At 71.7% G+C, this 17,418-nt stretch carries 12 protein-coding genes; 4 read left to right on the plus strand and 8 right to left on the minus strand.

Annotated elements, in window-relative coordinates; genetic code table 11:
* The first annotated feature begins 137 nt into the window (after nucleotides 1-137).
* Nucleotides 138-1,214: a threonine aldolase family protein gene (locus GQQ93_RS07525; protein WP_157423629.1), complete on the plus strand. Its 1,077-nt coding sequence runs from the start codon at nucleotides 138-140 to the stop codon at nucleotides 1,212-1,214.
* 278 nt (nucleotides 1,215-1,492) lie between these two features.
* Here GQQ93_RS07525 and GQQ93_RS07530 read toward each other — a convergent pair whose 3' ends face one another.
* The 4 genes from GQQ93_RS07530 to GQQ93_RS07545 form a co-directional block, all read right to left on the minus strand.
* Nucleotides 1,493-2,809, minus strand: a complete 1,317-nt coding sequence (locus tag GQQ93_RS07530) for a flavin monoamine oxidase family protein (RefSeq protein WP_157423630.1) — start codon at nucleotides 2,807-2,809, stop codon at nucleotides 1,493-1,495.
* A gap of 67 nt (nucleotides 2,810-2,876) precedes the next feature.
* Nucleotides 2,877-4,406 carry an APC family permease gene (locus GQQ93_RS07535; protein ID WP_157423631.1) on the minus strand — a complete coding sequence of 510 codons (1,530 nt, stop codon included), beginning with the start codon at nucleotides 4,404-4,406 and terminating at the stop codon, nucleotides 2,877-2,879.
* 133 nt (nucleotides 4,407-4,539) lie between these two features.
* The gene (locus tag GQQ93_RS07540; protein ID WP_157423632.1) at nucleotides 4,540-5,094 is read right to left on the minus strand and encodes a TetR/AcrR family transcriptional regulator; all 555 of its coding nucleotides are present in this window, start codon (nucleotides 5,092-5,094) and stop codon (nucleotides 4,540-4,542) included.
* Between the two features lie 101 nt (nucleotides 5,095-5,195).
* The gene (locus GQQ93_RS07545; protein WP_212277280.1) at nucleotides 5,196-6,953 is read right to left on the minus strand and encodes a S8 family peptidase; all 1,758 of its coding nucleotides are present in this window, start codon (nucleotides 6,951-6,953) and stop codon (nucleotides 5,196-5,198) included.
* A gap of 201 nt (nucleotides 6,954-7,154) precedes the next feature.
* Here GQQ93_RS07545 and GQQ93_RS07550 point away from each other — a divergent pair, with 201 nt between their 5' ends.
* Nucleotides 7,155-7,748, plus strand: coding sequence for a nitroreductase family protein (locus tag GQQ93_RS07550; protein ID WP_157423633.1), 594 nt, complete (start codon nucleotides 7,155-7,157; stop codon nucleotides 7,746-7,748).
* 253 nt (nucleotides 7,749-8,001) lie between these two features.
* On the opposite strand, the gene GQQ93_RS07555 is transcribed toward GQQ93_RS07550, so the two are convergent.
* Nucleotides 8,002-9,420 (minus strand): MFS transporter, encoded by a 1,419-nt coding sequence (locus GQQ93_RS07555; protein ID WP_157423634.1) that lies wholly within the window; start codon nucleotides 9,418-9,420, stop codon nucleotides 8,002-8,004.
* 143 nt (nucleotides 9,421-9,563) lie between these two features.
* On the opposite strand from GQQ93_RS07555, the gene GQQ93_RS07560 reads away from it, so the two are divergent.
* Complete coding sequence (locus GQQ93_RS07560; RefSeq protein ID WP_157423635.1) at nucleotides 9,564-10,070, plus strand: MarR family winged helix-turn-helix transcriptional regulator; 507 nt, start codon at nucleotides 9,564-9,566, stop codon at nucleotides 10,068-10,070.
* A gap of 259 nt (nucleotides 10,071-10,329) precedes the next feature.
* Here the strand turns inward: GQQ93_RS07560 and GQQ93_RS07565 are convergent, their stop codons facing one another.
* From GQQ93_RS07565 to GQQ93_RS07575, 3 genes are read right to left on the minus strand one after another with little or no spacing between them, the layout of a single operon-like run.
* Nucleotides 10,330-10,740 carry a TIGR03667 family PPOX class F420-dependent oxidoreductase gene (locus tag GQQ93_RS07565; RefSeq protein WP_157423636.1) on the minus strand — a complete coding sequence of 137 codons (411 nt, stop codon included), beginning with the start codon at nucleotides 10,738-10,740 and terminating at the stop codon, nucleotides 10,330-10,332.
* 30 nt (nucleotides 10,741-10,770) lie between these two features.
* A complete protein-coding gene (locus GQQ93_RS07570) occupies nucleotides 10,771-11,820 on the minus strand; it encodes a zinc-dependent alcohol dehydrogenase family protein (RefSeq protein ID WP_157423637.1) in 1,050 nt (349 codons plus the stop codon).
* A gap of 28 nt (nucleotides 11,821-11,848) precedes the next feature.
* Nucleotides 11,849-13,423 (minus strand): carboxylesterase/lipase family protein, encoded by a 1,575-nt coding sequence (locus GQQ93_RS07575; RefSeq protein WP_157423638.1) that lies wholly within the window; start codon nucleotides 13,421-13,423, stop codon nucleotides 11,849-11,851.
* Nucleotides 13,424-13,674: 251 nt separating this feature from the next.
* Here GQQ93_RS07575 and GQQ93_RS07580 point away from each other — a divergent pair, with 251 nt between their 5' ends.
* Nucleotides 13,675-17,394, plus strand: a complete 3,720-nt coding sequence (locus tag GQQ93_RS07580; RefSeq protein WP_157423639.1) for a discoidin domain-containing protein — start codon at nucleotides 13,675-13,677, stop codon at nucleotides 17,392-17,394.
* The last annotated feature ends 24 nt before the right edge of the window (nucleotides 17,395-17,418 follow it).

The raw sequence follows: 17,418 nt of genomic DNA on the forward strand, positions 1-17,418 counted from the left end.
CGGGCGGATGCCACGGGGTGGGGGCCCCTGGCATCCGCCCGCTTCGCGCGTCAGAACTGCGTCCGGGGCGCGAATACGGCGATTCCGTGCGCCCGCCGTCACGATGTCCGCCGCCCGCCGGATGCGAGGATGGTTCGGTGAACTCTCCGCTCCACGACACGACCTTCCGCGGCTTCGCCTCCGACAACTACTCGGGCGTGCACCCCGAGGTGCTCGCCGCCATCGCGACCGCCAACGACGGCCACCAGGTGGCCTACGGCGAAGACGTCTACACCGAACGCCTGCAGCAGGTGTTCGCCCACCACTTCGGCGAGGGCGTCGAGGCCTTCCCCGTGTTCAACGGCACCGGCGCGAACGTGACCGGCCTGCAGTCGATGCTGCCGCGCTGGGGCGCGGTCGTCTCGGCGAAGACGGCGCACATCAACTCCGACGAGGGCGGGGCGCCCGAGCGCGTCGGCGGCATCAAGCTGCTCACGGTCGCCGCGCCCGACGGCAAGCTCACCCCCGAGCTCATCGACGAGGAGGCCTGGGGCTGGGGCGACGAGCACCGCGCTCAGCCGCTCGTCGTGTCGATCACGCAGACGAGCGAGCTCGGTACCGCCTACACCGTCGACGAGGTGCGCGCGATCGCCGAGCACACCCACTCGCTCGGCATGAAGCTGCACATGGACGGCGCCCGCCTCTCGAACGCGGGCGCATCCCTCGGCGTGCCCCTGCGGGCATTCACCCGTGACGCGGGCGTCGACGTGCTGAGCGTCGGCGGCACGAAGAACGGATGCCTCGGCGCCGAGGCGATCGTGGTGCTGAACCCCGAGGCATCCGAGGGCCTGAAGTACCTGCGCAAGCTCAACATGCAGCTCGCCTCGAAGATGCGCTTCGTCTCGGCGCAGCTGATCGCGCTCTACGAGGGCGACCTGTGGCTCCGCAACGCGACGCACGCGAACGCGATGGCCTCGCGCCTGCGCGACGCGCTCGACGCCGGCATCGCCGCGGGCGAGCTGCCGGGCCTCGGCTTCTCGCAGCAGACGCAGTCGAACGGCGTCTTCGCCACGCTGCCGCAGGGCGTCGCCGACAAGCTGCGCGAGCGCGGCTTCCGCTTCTACGACTGGGACGCCGCCCGCGGCGAGGTGCGCTGGATGTGCGGGTTCGACACGAGCGAAGCCGACATCGACGCGTTCGTCGCCGGCATCCGCGAGAAGCTCGCGGCGGCGTGAGCCGCCCGTCGGTCGAGTAGCGACGCAGGAGCGAATCGAGGCCACTGCCGCACGAGCGGGTGGTCTCGATACGGCGCATGCGCGCCACCTCGACCGGCAGGAAATCGGCCCCAGGCCTCCAGCCCCAAACCCCAATCCTCAGAACTCAGGTCCCAGGCCCCAGGCCCCAGGCCCCAGAGGTTTCTCTCCGAGCTGTGCCAGTTCCGCCTCACCTGATGAGGCGGAACTGGCACAGCTCGAAACGGATCGCCGCAGAGACGTGGGCGCCTCGTCGCTCGCTACTCGGCCAAGGACCGGAGCGGGATTGCGCGACCGAGGATGCGCTCGGCCGCGCGGTGCCCCGAGAGGAGCGCGCCGTTGACGGTCGCCGGGCAGTCGCCCCACGTCGCCTCGCCGGCGAGGTGCAGCACGCCGCCGATCGGCGTGGCGATGACGTCGTGATCCTCGTACGTGGCGCCTCGGGCGACGTAGGAGTACGAGCCGAGGGCGAACGGGTCGGAGCCCCAGCGGGTGATCCAATGGCCGGTCGGCTCGGGCATCGCCTCGCCGTAGATGCGCCGGAGCCCGTCGAGCACCGAGGCGACGATCTCGTCGTCGGGCATCCGCTCGATGCGGCGGGCCCACTCGCCGCCCGCGAAGGTCAGCAGCATCGGGGTGCCGCTGACGGCCGACACGTCGTACCAGGAGTGCCAGGGCACGCTGCCGGCGCCGAGCTGGCGGATCGCGTACGCGCCGTCCTGCCAGAAGCGCTCGGGGAACTGCAGGAAGACCTTGTTGAAGGTGCCCATCCCGACACGAGCGATCGCCGCTGCCACCGTCTCGGGCAGCGCGGGCTCGAAGTCGATCGCCGCGGCCTTGAGCACCCCGAGCGGCACCGTGACGACGACGTCGCGGGCCTCGAACGACTCCGATCCGGTGGTGACGCGCACCCCTGCGCCCGACCATTCGACTGCGGTGACCGTCTGCTCGAGTCGGACGTCGAGGCCGCGGGCCAGGCCGGTCGCGAGCGCGTCGTAGCCGCCGGGGAACACCACCTCGTCGCCGTCGATCGCGTCCTCGTCGAGCCCGTGGGCGTCGACGTCAGCGTCGTCGGCGCCGCACTGCTCCTCGGTGCGGTGGCGGTGGAACGCGCGCGCTCGCGCGGTGCGCTCCTCGCTCCACCCGAGTTCGGCGAGGACGCGGTCGACGACGTCGGCGTAGCTCTCCCCAGGCTCGGATGCCTCGGCGGCCGCCGCGAGACGCTCCTCGACCGCCGCGGCGTCGGCGAGCCACGCCTCGGTCGCCGCTTCGTCGAGTTCGCGATGGGCCTCGTCGTAGTTCGCGATCGGGCGTCCGCCGGCCTGGAAGCTCCCGACGGTGAACTCCGAGGTCTCCATGCCGAACGCCTCGACGAGCTCGGTGAGGGGGTTGCCGGTGAGCCCGTGGATCCAGGAGGCGCCGCGGTCGACGCTGAACCCCGGCGAGCGGTCGGTCCAGGTGCGGCCGCCGACGCGATCGCGCGCCTCGAGCACGACGACGCGGCGGCCGGCCGCGTGCAGCAGCCGGGCTGCGGTCAGTCCGGCGACGCCGGCTCCGACGATGACGGTGTCGAACATGGACCGGGCTCCTTCGGATCGGAAGTCGATGGATGGGTGCGGTCGGCGGAGGCGCGCGCCCACCACCTCACTCGGGCGCGAGCACCTCGGTGTCGCGGTTGAGCGAACGCTTCTGGAAGTAGTCGCGCGAGCCCGGGAAGAGCGCCCACACGAACATCAGCACGACGCCGAGCAGCAGCGAGCCGACGCCGACGATGAACGCGCCGCCGACGCCGGCGAGCTGCGAGTAGCCGTAGTCGGGGTCGAGCATGTCGATCGCCGACTGCACGAACGCCCATGTCATGAACAGCCCGCCGAGCATCGGGAAGACGAGGCGGTAGAACACGTTCCGCCGGCTGGCGAAGAGGGTGCGGCGGAAGTACCAGACGCACGCGAAGCTCGCGATGGCGTAGAAGAACGCGATGGCGAGGCCCATCGAGAGCAGCGAGTCGGCGAGCACGTCGGTCGAGACGAGGTTCATCCCCGCGTAGTAGACGATCGCGATGACGCCGACGAGCATCGTCGAGAAGGTCGGCGTCTTCGACGCCTCGTGCACCTTGGCGAAGCGGGCGGGCAGCGCCTGGTAGACGCCCATGGCGAAGGTGCCGCGCGCGGTCGGGAGGATCGTCGTCTGCGAGGAGGAGAGCGCCGAGATCGCGACGGCGATCACGAGGAACCAGCCCATCGGCCCCATCGCCATCGCGGCGAGACCCGAGAACACGTCGTCGGCGTTCGCCTCGTTCGCGAGGCCGGTGCCGGTGTCGCCCAGGCCGGCGTACATCATGGCGACCACGGTGATGCCGACGTAGGTGATCAGCAGGATCACCGTCGTGAGGGTGGCGGCACGCCCCGGGGTGCGGCGTGGGTCCTTCGTCTCCTCGGTGAGGGCGAGGCAGGTGTCCCAGCCCCAGTAGATGAAGAGCGCGAGCAGGATCGCCTGCACCATGCCGGTGCCGTCGGCGAGGAACGGGTTGAACCAGTCGAGCGACACCGGGGTCGCGTCGGGGGCGTTGCCCGAGAAGTAGCCGACGAGGCATCCGATCACGAACGCCGCCATCGCGAGGTACTGGATCGCGAGCAGCACCTGCTGCATGCGCTCGCCGATCTCGACGCCGCGCAGCGACACCCACGTCATGACGGCGATGATGAGGCATCCGAATGCCGTGACGATCACGCGATTCTCGGTGAGCGAGCCGTCGCCGATGAGGCTCAGCAGGTAGACCGAGGCGATCTCGGCGAGGTTCGCCATGACCAGCACGCCGGCGACGGCGATGCTCCAGCCCGCCATCCATCCGGTGCGCGGGCCGAAGGCCTTCGCCGCCCAGGTGAACACGGTGCCGCAGTCGGGCACGTCGTTGTTGAGCTCCCGGTAGGCGAAGGCGGTGAACAGCATCGGCACGAAGGCGAGGATGAACGCGACCGGCGCCTGCGCGCCCACGGCGATGATCACGTAGCCGAGCGTCGCGGCGAGCGAGAACAGCGGCGCCGTCGAAGCGATGCCGATCACGGTCGAGCCCCAGAGTCCGAGCTTGCCGATGGCGAGGCCCTTGGTGGGCGTCTCCGCCCGGGGTGCGGGAGTCGAGGGGGAAGCGGGACTTGCCGCGCGGGTGGTGCTCACGGTACCTGCTCGTCGTCGAGGGGCGGGGGGACGTGAACAGCATACGTCACCGACCGACTAGTCGGTCTGCCCTGAGGCGGCATCACGCTCCGACGCTCGCCACCGCGGGCACGCGATCGGAACCGTTCGCCGGTCAGGCCCGCGGCCCGGGCACCCGCATCGCCTCGAGCGTCGCGACGAGTGCCTCGACGTGCGCCGGGGTGAGCACCTCGTCGCCCTCGGGCGGGCTCATCAACGCGTTGTGGTTCACGCCGTCGCCGACGAAGAGCACCATGCGGGCGAGCACCTCGTCGCCCGTCGCCGCGACGAGCGCCTCGAGCCAGTCGTCGCGGCAGGCCCGCAGCGCCTCGAGGGCCGCCTCGTCACCGGTCTGCGCGACGCGGTACCCGGCATCGATGAGCCGCTCGAGCTCGCTGTCGCGATCGAGCGAGGAGACGAGGTAGTAACGCACCGCCGCGTCGGGGGCGGAGCGCATCTCCTCGGCGTCGCGGCCCGCCTGCGCCCGCATCTCGACGAAGAGCGCGGCGCGCAGCGCCCCCACCGAGCCGAAGTGGTGCAGCGCCCCCGACTTCGACAGCCCCGCCCGGCTCGCGACCGCCTCGAGCGTCGCGCCGCGGATGCCCCGTTCGACCAGCAGGTCGGTGTATGCGGCCAGGACTCGGGCGGCCTGCCCATCGACGGTGATCATCTGCACATCGTACGGGCGGCGGCACGACGAGGGCGCGGCACCCGTTCCGAGAACGGATGCCGCGCCCCTGGGCGCCCGGCTCGAGCCGGGCGACGACCCGCCTAGTGGCCGATCGCCTTCGCCGCGTTGATGATGCCGGCTCCGTAGAAGCCGTTCGACGACGTGCCGCCCTCGCAGGTGTGCGTCGCGGTCAGCGTCGCCCCCGCCGGCGTGATGCGCGTGTAGGTGAAGTCCGCCGGAACCGGGCACGCCGTGTCGACGGCCGACTTCGCGAGGATCTTCTCGACGGCCTTCGGCGGCAGGAACTTGCCGCCGTTCAGCACGTCGGGCAGGCCGTAGCGGCTCACGATGAGCGCCGCGACGCCGGCGGCGTGCGGCGAGGCCATCGAGGTGCCCTGCAGGTACTGGTAGTACCCGCAGTTCGCGCCTGCCGCGTCGCAGCTCTTCACCACGTAGTTCACGGTCGGCTCGCCGTTCTCGTCGATCTCGCCGTTCGCCTCGGCGAGCGACTGCGGGTAGGCCGCGAGCGTCGCACGCGTGATGTCGCGCGTGTTGCCGGCCGTGTCGTAGACGTCACCGCCGGGAGCGGCGACGTCCACGTAGCCGTTGCCGTAGTCGGAGTAGTACGCCTTGCGCTTCGAGATGCCCGTGCTCGAGACCGAGATCACGCCGTCACCCTCGGAGGGCATCGAGATGCAGCTGTCGGGGTCGAGCAGGTCGCGCGTGTAGGCGACCTCGCCCGGCACGTCGGCGAAGTCGGGGCTGCCCGTGTCGCTGATCACCTTCGTGTAGTCGGTCGCACCGTTGCCGGCCGCCGCGACGAGCGTCACGCCGCGGTTGCGTGCGTAGTCGAGCGCGCGCTGCATCGCCGTGACGATGGTCTGCTGCTCCTGCTGGTCGGCGGGCGAGTCGGCCGGGTGGCTCGAGCAGTTGAAGAGCCACGGGTCGACGTAGTAGCTCATGTTCACGACGTCGATGCCGTTGCGGCCCGCGTAGGTGAGGGCGTCGATCGAGGGCTGGAGGAAGAAGTACCCCGAGTCCTGACCGGCCCGGAGGTTCACGAGCGACACGTTCGGGGCGACGCCGGCGACGCCGATCCCGTTGATCGGCGAGCCGATCGTCGAGGCGACGTGCGTGCCGTGGCCGTTCTCGTCCACGTTCGCCGCGTCCTCGCAGGAGCCGTCGGGGTCGTCCTCGCAGGCGCCGTCGACCTCCACCCCGTTCGCGTCGAACGGCACGTCGACCGTGAAGTTGCGGCTGAGCTTCGCATCGAAGTTCGGGGCGATGTCGGGGTGCGTGCCGTCGACGCCGGTGTCGAGGATCGCGACCCGGACCTTCTTCGAGCCCTTCTCCCACTTGTACGAGCCGTCGACGGTCGCGCCGATCTGCTGCATGTCCCACTGGAGCGAGGCGAGCGGCTCGGCGCTCGGCTTGCCCTTGCCCGGCTTCGGGCCCTTGCGGCTCAGGTCGATGCCCTTGCCGGCGGCCCTGGTCTCCTGCTCGACCGCGTCGGCCTTGCGCGCCTCGCCGTTCGCCGCGCGCGCCTCGGGCACGTCGCCGATCACGCGGTTCTGCGCGGTGCCCTCGATTGCCGCCTGCCCGGCGGCCGCCGCGGCGAAGTCGGCACCTGCGGTCACGGTCGCGACGCCGACGGCGTCGTTCTCGGTGACGACGGTGCCGCCTGCAGCCTCGACCGCGGCACGAGCATCGGCGCTCGAGACCCCCTCGGCGAACAGCACCACGTACTCGCGCTCATCATCCGCGCCCGACCCGGTGACGGCTCCCGCAGGTGCTGCGGCGAGCGCGGTCAACGCGAGTGCGAACACGGAGGCTGCTGCGATGGATCGCATCTTCAGCATGAAGCATCCTTCCTCATTGACGGAACTTGCCCGGCAATGCTCCCACACCCCTCGAACGCGGGGATAGGGCCACGCGGAGCGCTCTCGCCCGGAGTGAACGCGCTCAGCCCGCGCTCGGGGAATGCGGCGTAGCATCCATGCGTTTGCATTTTTCGGGACGACGGCGACCCGGCACATCACTCGATCCAGGAAGCACCGCTCATGACCATCGTCACCGACCTCACCTCGCGCAAGGCCGACACCGCCGCTCCGCTCATCGACCCGCTCGCCGACCGCTGGAGCCCGCGCGCCTTCGACCCCGCGGCCGTCGTCGAGACTGAGACGCTGCGCACCATCCTCGAGGCGGCCCGCTGGGCCCCGTCGGCGAACAACTCGCAGCCGTGGCGCTTCATCGTCGCCCGCCGCGGCACCGCCGCCTTCACGAAGCTGCACGATGCGATGGCCGGCTTCAACCAGGCTTGGGCCGACTCGGCCGCCGTGCTCATCGCGAACCTCGCCGAGACGGTCGACGCCGAGGGCCGCGAACGCCCGTGGGCGCGCTACGACCTCGGCCAGGCTGTTGCGCACCTCACCGTGCAGGCGCAGCACGAGGGCCTGCACACCCACCAGATGGGCGGCTTCGACGCGAAGGCCATCCACGACGCCTTCGACCTGGCCGACTCGCTCGAGGTCGTGTCGATCACCACGATCGGCGCGCTCGGCGACGTCGACCGTCTGCCCGAGGTGCTGCGCGAGCGCGAGGTCGCGCCGCGTCAGCGCAAGACCCTCGACGAGTTCGTCACCGTCGGCGAGTAGGCGCCGGCTTCAGCAGACACGGATGCCCCGGGGTTCGCCCCGGGGCATCCGTACGTGTCACGCCCACCCCACCCCACCCCGCACCGCGCCCCGCCCCGCGCCGCGGGTGACGAGTTGCACGATGATTCGGCCGACACGCCGCATCAGCACGGCGTGCCGCGACGCCGCTCCTGCGACTCGTCACACGCAGGGCGGGGCCGGGCGCCGGATGCCCCGGGGGTCGCCCCGGGGCATCCGTGCGTGCCGGCGCGGCCTACGCGCGCACGAGATCGACGGGGGTGGTCGGGGGCTCCTCAGGAGCGGGGTCCGCGGGGGCATCCGCTGCGGCGGGCACCGCGAGCGGTGCCGACTCCCCGACGGGCTCGCGCTCGAGCGCGCGCTTGATGCGCCATGCGGCGAACACCGCGATCGCGCTCACGGCGATGTGCATGCCGAGGAACACGTCGGTCAGGCCCGCGCCCAGCAGCACGCCCGCGACGAGCGGGCCGGCCGCCGAGAACGCGGTCTGCAGCGCGGCGATCGTGCCGAGCGTCTGGCCGACCATGCCCTTCGGCGCGAGCTGCGCCGTGAGCGGGTTCAGCACGGGGCTGTAGATCGTCTCGCCGACGGCGAAGATGCCGTAGGTCGTGACGAACAGCGCCGTCGCGATGCCGGGCGAGAACTGCGCCGCCGAGAGGATGACCCACGACACCACCCAGATCGAGCCGACCGCCATGAGCAGGGCCGGGGCGCTGCGCTTCGCGGTGAGCTTCACGACGATGACCTGCAGCGCCACGATGACGAGGCAGTTGATCGCAGCGGCGAGACCGATCGCCGAGGGGTCGACGTCGAGCACGGTGATGCCGTAGGCGGGCAGGCCCGACTCGAACTGGGCGTAGAAGCCGAGCGCGAGCGCGATGGTGACCACGGCGGTCCATCGCATGGCCGGCTGGGCGAAGATGACCCGCAGCGCACCGCGCGAGCGCGCGGCCCCGTCGGCGTGCCCGTCGCCGTCGAGGTCGACCGCGGCGATCGCGCCGGTGGCCGCGTCGATGGCGCCGAACGAGCCGGTCGCGGTCGAGACGGAAGCAGGGCCGCCCGCCGCGGCAGCGACGCGCGCGCCGCCGGCGAGCCGGCCGGCGAACGTCAGCCGCCCGGCGAGCGCGATGATCGCCGACGACAGCACGAAGCCGCCCGCGGCCATCATGAACCCGACGTCGAGGCCGTCGGCCCGGTCGAGGTCGACGACGAGCCCCGCGAGGAACGCGCCCGCCGCCATGCCGAGCGCCTCGCCCGTGAACTTGTAGGCGAACACCTTGCGACGATCGTCGCTCGACGACCAGTTGAGCGCGAGCACCTGCTTCGCGGGCACCGCGGCCGAGAGGCCGAGCCCGAAGACGAGCATGCCGGCGAGGAAGAGCGCCGGCACGTCGGCGAAGACGAGCGAGGCCACGCCCGCGGCGCCGAGCAGCTGGGCGATGACGGCCACGCGTACGGGGTCGAAGCGGTCGGCGAGGCGACCGGCGAGCGGCGCGGCGACGAGCGCCCCGATCGAGAACAGCGATGACGCGCCCGCGGCGACGAGCGCGCCCCAGTCACGGGTGTCGGCCGCGTAGGCGTACTGGTACGGCAGCACCGCCCCCCAACCGAGCGAACCGATGGCACTGGCCAGGATGAGCAGTCGTGCGCGCATGATGGTGTCCTCCTCCCGAGGTCTCGACGAGCAGAGGGATGCCTCGCGGCCGGCGTCGGCCCCGAGGCATCCCTCACCCTTCGAATACGAAGTCTTCGATATCGAAATATTAGCAACCGAAAGATGCGTGCGAGAATTCCCGTATGGCCAAACGCACCCCGAGCGCCCAGGAGCTGCACCGGCGCGCCGTCGCGACCTACGTCAAGGCGGGCGGCGAGGAGTCGGTGCAGCGGGTCATCACCGCCGTGCAGAGCCTCACGAAGAAGCTCGACCAGTGGTACGCGCGCCAGCTCGTCGACCTCGAGGTCACGGCCGGCGAATGGGCCGTCGTCACCTCGCTCGCCAAAGCCGGCGAGGCCCTCACGCCGAGCCAGCTCGCCGAGCTCACGAACGTCGCCCCCTCCTCGATGACGCACCGGCTCGACAAGCTCGCCGAACGCGGGCTCATCGAGCGCACGCCCGACGCCGAGAACCGCACCCGCATCTACGTGAGCCTCACCGACGCGGGGTGGCAGCTGTTCAGCGTCGCGATCCGCGGTTCCGACGTCGTCGAATCGGATGTGCTGCAAGACCTGAGCGACGACGAGCGCGGTGAGCTCGCGCGGCTGCTCGAGGTCGTCATCGCGCGCCTCGACGACATCGACGCGTAGACGGACCACGAGGCTCCGCCGAAGCGGCGGCAGCAACGGCAGGACGCATGCCCGCCCGTGCGAACGACTTCAGCACACCCCCTCACCCGCACTACGTCACTGATCCATCCTGGGTATCAGTGACGTCGTCGCCCGCACCGAACCTTCCCCGCGCTGATGCCCCAGACGGATCAGTGACGTAGTGGGCGAGAACAGTTCCCCTGACGCCCCCTCAGGGTGCCCCGCCGTCCGAGGGGGGGCGCCTCGCCCGCCTCGCGCGCTACCAGGCTCGAACCCGCTCCACCTCGACGCGAACGGGCACCGAGTACTCGGCGATGTAGCGCTCGGCCGTGTACCCGATGCGCACGATCGCGGCGGCGTACTTCACGGCGTACGCGGTCCACTCGGGCGCGTCTCCGATCTCGCCGATACGGGCCGAACCCGTGAACACCGCGACGTCGTCGCCCTCGGCGTCGGTGTTGAAGTGCAGCGCGGTGCGCGGATTGCGGGCGAGGTTCGCGAGCTTGGGGGTGTCGGGCTTCGACAGCAGCATGAGCTCGCCGTCGCTCCAGACGAACCACACGGGCGTCGGCACGGGCGTGCCGTGGCGGTTCACCGTGGTGAGCCAGATGGTCTCTTCGCGCGCGAGCCGTTCGCGCACACGATCGCTGAGCCGCAGTTCGTCCGTCACGGATGCCCCTCCGGAATCCCTCGCCCCGCCCTACGGGCGCAGCAGCACCTTGATCGCCCGGCGCTCGTCCATCGCCGCGTAGGCCTCGGCGGCCTCGGCGAGCGGAAGCTCGAGGTCGAACACGAGCCCCGGCTCGATCGCACCCGAGAGCACGTCGGGCAGCAGCTCTTCGATGTAGCCGCGCACGGGCGCGACGCCGCCGTTCACGCCGACGTTCGTGTTGAAGAGCTGGCGCACGGGCAGCTCGGGGCCGCCGTTGGGCACCCCGACGTAGCCGACCATGCCGCCCGGGCGGGCCGAGCGGATCGCCTGGTCCATCGATTCCTTGGTGCCGACGCACTCGAGCACCCGGTCGGCGCCGATGCCGCCGGTGAGCTCGCGCACCCGCTCGATGCCCTCGGGCCCGCGCTCCGCGACGACGTGGCTCGCCCCGAACCGGCGGGCGAGCGCCTGGCGCTCGGGGTGACGGCTCATCGCGATGATCGTGGCTGCCCCGAGGCGCTTCGCGGCGATGACCGCGCAGAGGCCGACCGCCCCGTCGCCCACGACGGCGACCGTGTCGCCCGGGCCGACCCCGGCCGAGACGGCGGCGTGGTGCCCAGTGCCCATCACGTCGGAGAGCGTGAGCAGCCCGGGGATCTGCTCGTCACGCACCGGCCCGGGCACGACGGCGAGGGTGCCGTCGGCGAGCGGCACGCGCACGCGCTCGCCCTGGCCGCCGTCGGCGAATGCGCCGTTGCGGTCGTCGCCGCCCCACCAGCCGCCGTTCAGGCACGAGGTCGAGACGCCGTTGCGGCAGTTCGCGCAGGTGTTGTCGCACACGTAGAACGGGGCGATCACGAAGTCGCCGACCTGCACGGCCGTGACCGCCTCGCCGACCGCCTCGACGACGCCGATGAACTCGTGGCCGATGCGGTGCGGCTCGTGCGTCGGCGTGACGCCGCGGTACGGCCACAGGTCGGAGCCGCAGACGCAGGCGGCGACGACCTTCACGATGGCGTCGTCGCCCGTCGTGATGACGGGGTCGGGCACGGTCTCGACGCGGATGTCCCGGGCGGCGTGGATCACGGTGGCGAGCATGATGAGAGCCTACGCGCGCCGGGCGCGCTCACACGTGCGGCACGAAGCGCTGCCAGGCGATCCGGCGGTCGCCGCGCGGGTCGGCCTCGACGCGGTCGCCGCCGTCGATGATCAGAGTGAGCCGGCGCTCCTCGTCGTAGCGGGGCCAGTCGTGGCATCCCCCCGCGGCGCACGGCTCGCCGTGCTCGGCGAACCCGGCCCAGTGCGCCTGCATGCGCCGTCCGGCCGCGCGGAACATCCTGCGCCCGCCGAGCACCGTCAACCCCGCGCCGACCGCCGTGTCGAACTTCTCGAAGAGGGCGAAGAGCTCGAGGCCGTGGGTCGCGTCGAGCCCGAGCAGCCTCGCCATGCGCGGCGCGGCGTCGAAGCGGTAGCACCATGTCGGAGCGAAGCGCGAGTGCCGTTCGGCGAGCTTCACGCTCGGATACCAGAAGGTGAAGTCCCCGGCGAAGTCGGCCGCGGGCCGCCGCTCGGGCAGGCCCGGGTACTGCCGCTTGATCGCCTTGCGCGCGGGCTTGCGCGTGTTCGCGAAGATGGCGCGGATGCGCGGCTTCGTCGTCGGGAGGATGTCGATGCGCCCTTCGAAGAGCGAGCCCTCGCGGTCGTTCGTGCCGATGACGAGCGGCACCCGATGCGCCCGCCCCGCCTTGAAGGCATCGAGCGGCCGCTCGGGCAGGAACTCGCCGTCGATCACGGGCGCGAGGCTGATCGTGCCCGGGTTCTCGTCGGGGGTTCTGACGGTGAGCCGGGTCGTCGCCTCGGCGAGCTGCATCGCATCGGCGTGCCGGAGCATCGCCGAGGCATCCGGCCCCGAATCGCTGTCGAGGTCGTCGTCGTCGACGACCCGACTGAGCAGCGCCACGTACTCGTCGGCCCAGCGCTGCGCCGTCTCGGCCGAGTACACCGCGTTCGCGGGCGAGGACTGCGCGATCGCCCGCGCGAACAGCCCCTCGGCCGCGGGCACGGTCATGAGGGTCGTCACCGAGTTCGCACCCGCCGACTCGCCGAAGAGGGTCACCCGGTCGGGATCGCCGCCGAACGCGCGGATGTTGCGGCGCACCCAATCGAGCGCGGCGATCTGGTCGCGCAGGCCGAGGTTGCATTCGATGGGATGCCCCGCGCTCGCGTAGCGGCGCAGGTCGAGCCAGCCGAGCGCGCCGAGGCGGTAGTTGCAGCTGACGTAGATCACGCCGTGCCGGCGCACGAGCCGTTCGCCCTGGCGCGGGTACTCGCCCGAGGAGCCGACGCTGTAGGCGCCCCCGTGCAGGAAGACCATGACGGGACGCCCTCGCCCCGTGGCATCCGACTGCTCGGGTGCGATGACGTTGAGGCTCAGGCAGTCCTCGCTGCGCGGCAGGTGCGGTGCCGCTCCGATGAACTGGCCGCGCCGCAACTGCGGGGCGACGGGGCCGAAGTGCTCGGCGTCGCGCACCCCGTCCCAGTCGGGCGCCGGGCGCGGGGCGCGGAAGCGGCCGGCGCCCGCGGTCGAGTCGGCGAAGGGGATGCCCCGCCAGCGGCGCACTCCGTGGCGCCGGACCCCGCGCACGGCACCCGTGTCGGTCTCGATCACCGTTCCGTCGTTCGTCGCCACACGTGTCGGCATGTTCGGAGCGTACGCCGGGCGAGTGAACGGCGGGCGACGGATGCGGTCCTGCGCACGCTTCCCAGCACCCGGTGTCGTGACCCGTCGCCAGGGGTCAGCCGACCCGGACACACGCCTTGACGCCCCGCCCGCCCCCGGGTTACTCTGACCGCACGCAAATATGACAGCGTTGTCATTTCGAGATCTCCAGACATGACTCCTGTCGAATCCGCACGTGGCGCCCCCGAGGCCCGTTGAATCCAGGAGACACCATGCCCCCCTCCGGCCCCGCCCCCGCTCGCGCCGCGAAGACACCCCGATGGCGCCGCACCGTCGCGCTCGCCGTCGCGGCGGCCCTCGCCGCACCGCTCGCCGGCCTCGCGCCCGCCGCCCTCGCGCCCGCAGCCCGGGCATCCGCCGCCCCCGTCGTGGAGGACGCCGCCTTCGGCGCCCCCGACGAGATCGCGGCCGACTACTACGCCGCCCTGCTGCGCCACACGCGCTGGGTGAACACGGTCTGGGATCCGGCGATCAACGCCTACCAGTTCAAGGACTTCAACTTCGCGGTCGTGCTCGGCAACGCCGTGATCGTGACGCACGGCGACTACGACGCCGAGATCACCGGCATCTCGAAGGATCAGCTCACGCAGCGCACGATCGACACGATCCGCTACTACGCCGCCAAGAACCGCTTCGTCGACCCGAACGGCACCTGGGGCAAGAAGATGTTCTGGGACTCCACCTTCCAGTCGTACTTCCTCGACGCGGGACGCGTGCTGTGGGATCGGCTCGACGCCACGACGCAGCAGAACCTCGAGACGATCGCCGTCGGGCAGTCGGCCTACACGTCCGACCTCGACCACGGCAACGACCCGCTGTCGGGCTCGTGGACGGCCGACTGGCCCACCGGCAAGCACGAGGGCGACACCGCGCAGGAGGAGGCGGGCGTCTACACGCAGGCGCTCGCGCCGGGTCTCGCCTGGGCACCCGACCATGCGGATGCCGCGCGCTGGAACGAGCAGCTCGGCGACTGGGCGCGCAACGCCGCCGGCCAGCCCACCGCCGACCTCAACAACCCGGCCGTCGTCGCCGGGAAGCCGATCTCGACGAACACGATGCAGACGATCTACGACACGTACCTCGTCGAGAACCACGGTTCGTTCGGCCCGCACTACCAGTCCGACATCTGGCGCTCGGGCGGGCGCAACGCGATCCAGTTCATCCTGAACGATCAGCCGATCCCCGAGTACCTGAAGCACCAGCCGAACTCGGCCGAGCTCTGGGCGTCGATCAAGATGGTGATGTCGAACCAGGGCGAGCCGTTCATGCCCATGGTCAACGACCGGGAGTACCTCTACGGCCGCGACGTGATCCCGATGGCCTTCCTCGGTCAGGTGCTGCGCGACCCCGACGCCGTACGCGCCGAGGCGAACCTGGCCGCCTCGCTCGAGGCCTACCAGGCCTACGCGCCGGTCGACCGGCTCGCCAAGTTCTCCGGAGAGCCCAAGTACGAACCCGAGGCGCGCGCCGAGATCGCGATCTCGTATCTGCTGCACGTCGAGGCCGCCGAATCGGCGGAGGGCGCCGTTCAGGCCACCCCGCAGGACGAGTTCTTCGCCCGTCTCGCCGGCGTTCGCGACTTCGGGGCCGGCCCCGGCCTCTCGATCCAGCAGTCCGCGAACGCGTGGGCGGCGGCATCCAGCAAGAAGGGCTTCCTGAAGTTCCCCTGGGTTCCGGGCCACGACTCGTGGCTGTTCGCGCTGTCGGGCTCGACGCCGTACCTGTACCCGAACTCGGCGGCGACCGTCGATGACCGGCGCACGAGCACCTACACCGGGCCGCGCGACGGCTTCGAGGGAACGGCATCCGTCTTCCGCATCGGCGACGGCTACGCGGGACAGGTGACCCTGCCGAGCGGCGCTGCGCTGTACGCCTCGACCGGCGCCGGCTGGCAGGACGGCACCGTCTCGGTGCGCAACCTCGACCTCGGCGGCTACAACGGCCTCGACGGGTCGCGCACCTATTACACGGCCGAGGGATCGGCCACCGACACCCTGCCCGTCGTGACGCCGCCGAACCCGGCGGACGCGAAGGCCGCCCGCATCGACGACCTGTCATTCGACCCGGTGTCGGCCCGTTTCGTGCGCATCCAAGGCCAGCAGGGCAACGCCCGCTACGGCTACTCGCTGTACTCGGTGCACGCCTATGGCACCGATGGCGAGGCCACGACCGACCTGGCCGCCGGACGCCCCGCTACCGCATCGAGCGAAGACCCGGCTCGTCGGGCCTCGACGGTCACCGATGCCGACCCCGCCACCCGCTGGGCCGTCGCCGTCGCCGAGCGTACGCGTGCGGACTCGTGGATCCAGGTCGACCTGGGCGCGGAGCAGACCGTCGGTTCGGTGCGTCTGGCCTGGGAGGCGAGCGCCGGTGAGCGCTATCTCGTGCAGACCTCGTCGGACGGCCGGACCTGGACCACGCAGACCGCGTACACCGGCGGCGCCGACGTCAACGTCGCACGCCTCGACACGGTCGACCTGACGCCGGCAGGCGCGGGCGCCCCGGCTCCGGTCGAGGCGAGGTTCGTGCGCATGCAGGGCGTGCAGGGCGACCCCGCCTACGGCTACTCCCTCTACTCGATGCGCGCGCTGACGGCGACCGGCGTCGACGCCGCGGCGGGCAAGCCTGCAACGGCATCGAGCGCCGACTCGGGGCGCGCCCCGTCGAGCGTGACCGACAGCGACCCCGCCTCGCGCTGGGCGGTGTCGCGCGCCGACCGCACCCGGGCCGACTCCTGGATCCAGGTCGACCTCGGCGCGCCCACCGCGATCACGCAGGTGCAGCTGGGCTGGGAGGCATCGGCCGGTCGCGAGTACCGCATCCAGGTGTCGGCCGACGGCGAGACCTGGCAGGATGCCGCGCGCTTCCGCTACACGGGCGACCAGGTCACCACGACCGAGGGGTCGTGGATCAACGTCGAGGACACGGCCGGCTACGTCGTGCGCGACGGGCAGGCCCCGATCACGGTGTCGAGCGAGAAGAAGGGGATCAACGCCGTCCGCCTCGGCGGCGGTGACCGCCCGATGCTCGTCGAGATGGTGCCGGGCGACGCCGAAGCGACGGCGGCGCAGGATTCCGCGCCGCAGCCGAGCGCCGACGGACTGCTCGTGAGCTCGCTCGACGGCTACCTCACCGCCTTCAACCTCACGGGCGCCGACGTCACGACAGACGTCACTCTCCCCTACGTCGGCGACACCGTGGCGCTGTTCGCCGGCGATCAGGTGCTCGGACGCGACGACTCGAAGCTCACCGTCACGGTGCCCGCGGGCGATGCCGTCGTGCTCGCTCCGCGCGCCACGGTGCCGACCGCGGCCGCCGCGCAGGCGACCGGCGTCTCGGTGTCGGTGCTCGACGGCCGTACGGTGCGCGTCGCGAGGCCGGACGGCGGGGATGCCGGAGCCGGAGCCGTGCGGACGATCGACGTCACGAACGTCGAGACCGGCGAGACGCGGACGCTGCCGGTGGGCAAGCCGAAGGTCGCGGCTCCCGCGTCGTTCCCGGGCGCGACCGCGTTCCCGGTGCCCGACCTCGCGCTCGGCACGCTCACCTTCCCGGCATCCGTGCTGCCCGAGGGCATGAACTCGCCGCAGGCCGCGGTCGACAACGACACTCGCACCGCGTGGATCCCGGGGGCGAACGGCCGCATGGTCACCGACCTCGGCTCGGCGCAGCCGATCGGCACCGTCACCACGCTCTGGGACGGCGACGAAGCCCCGGCGGCGACCGTCTCGGTGAGCGACGACGGCATCACCTTCCGCGAGGTCGGGTCGATCAAGGCCGGTTCGCCCCGCGGGTCAGTGGCGGTCGAGGCGACGGCGCGGTATGTCGCGCTGACCACCGAGTGGACCGAGGCCGACCCGGGTCTGATCGCGTTGCGCGTGCTCGTTCCGGGGGCGGACGACCCCGATCGCGGCGGCCGACCGGGTCGGTGAGCCGTCGGCGGCTCGGGCGGCGTC

This window comes from Agromyces lapidis, from assembly GCF_009749405.1.
Taxonomy (GTDB): domain Bacteria; phylum Actinomycetota; class Actinomycetes; order Actinomycetales; family Microbacteriaceae; genus Agromyces; species Agromyces lapidis.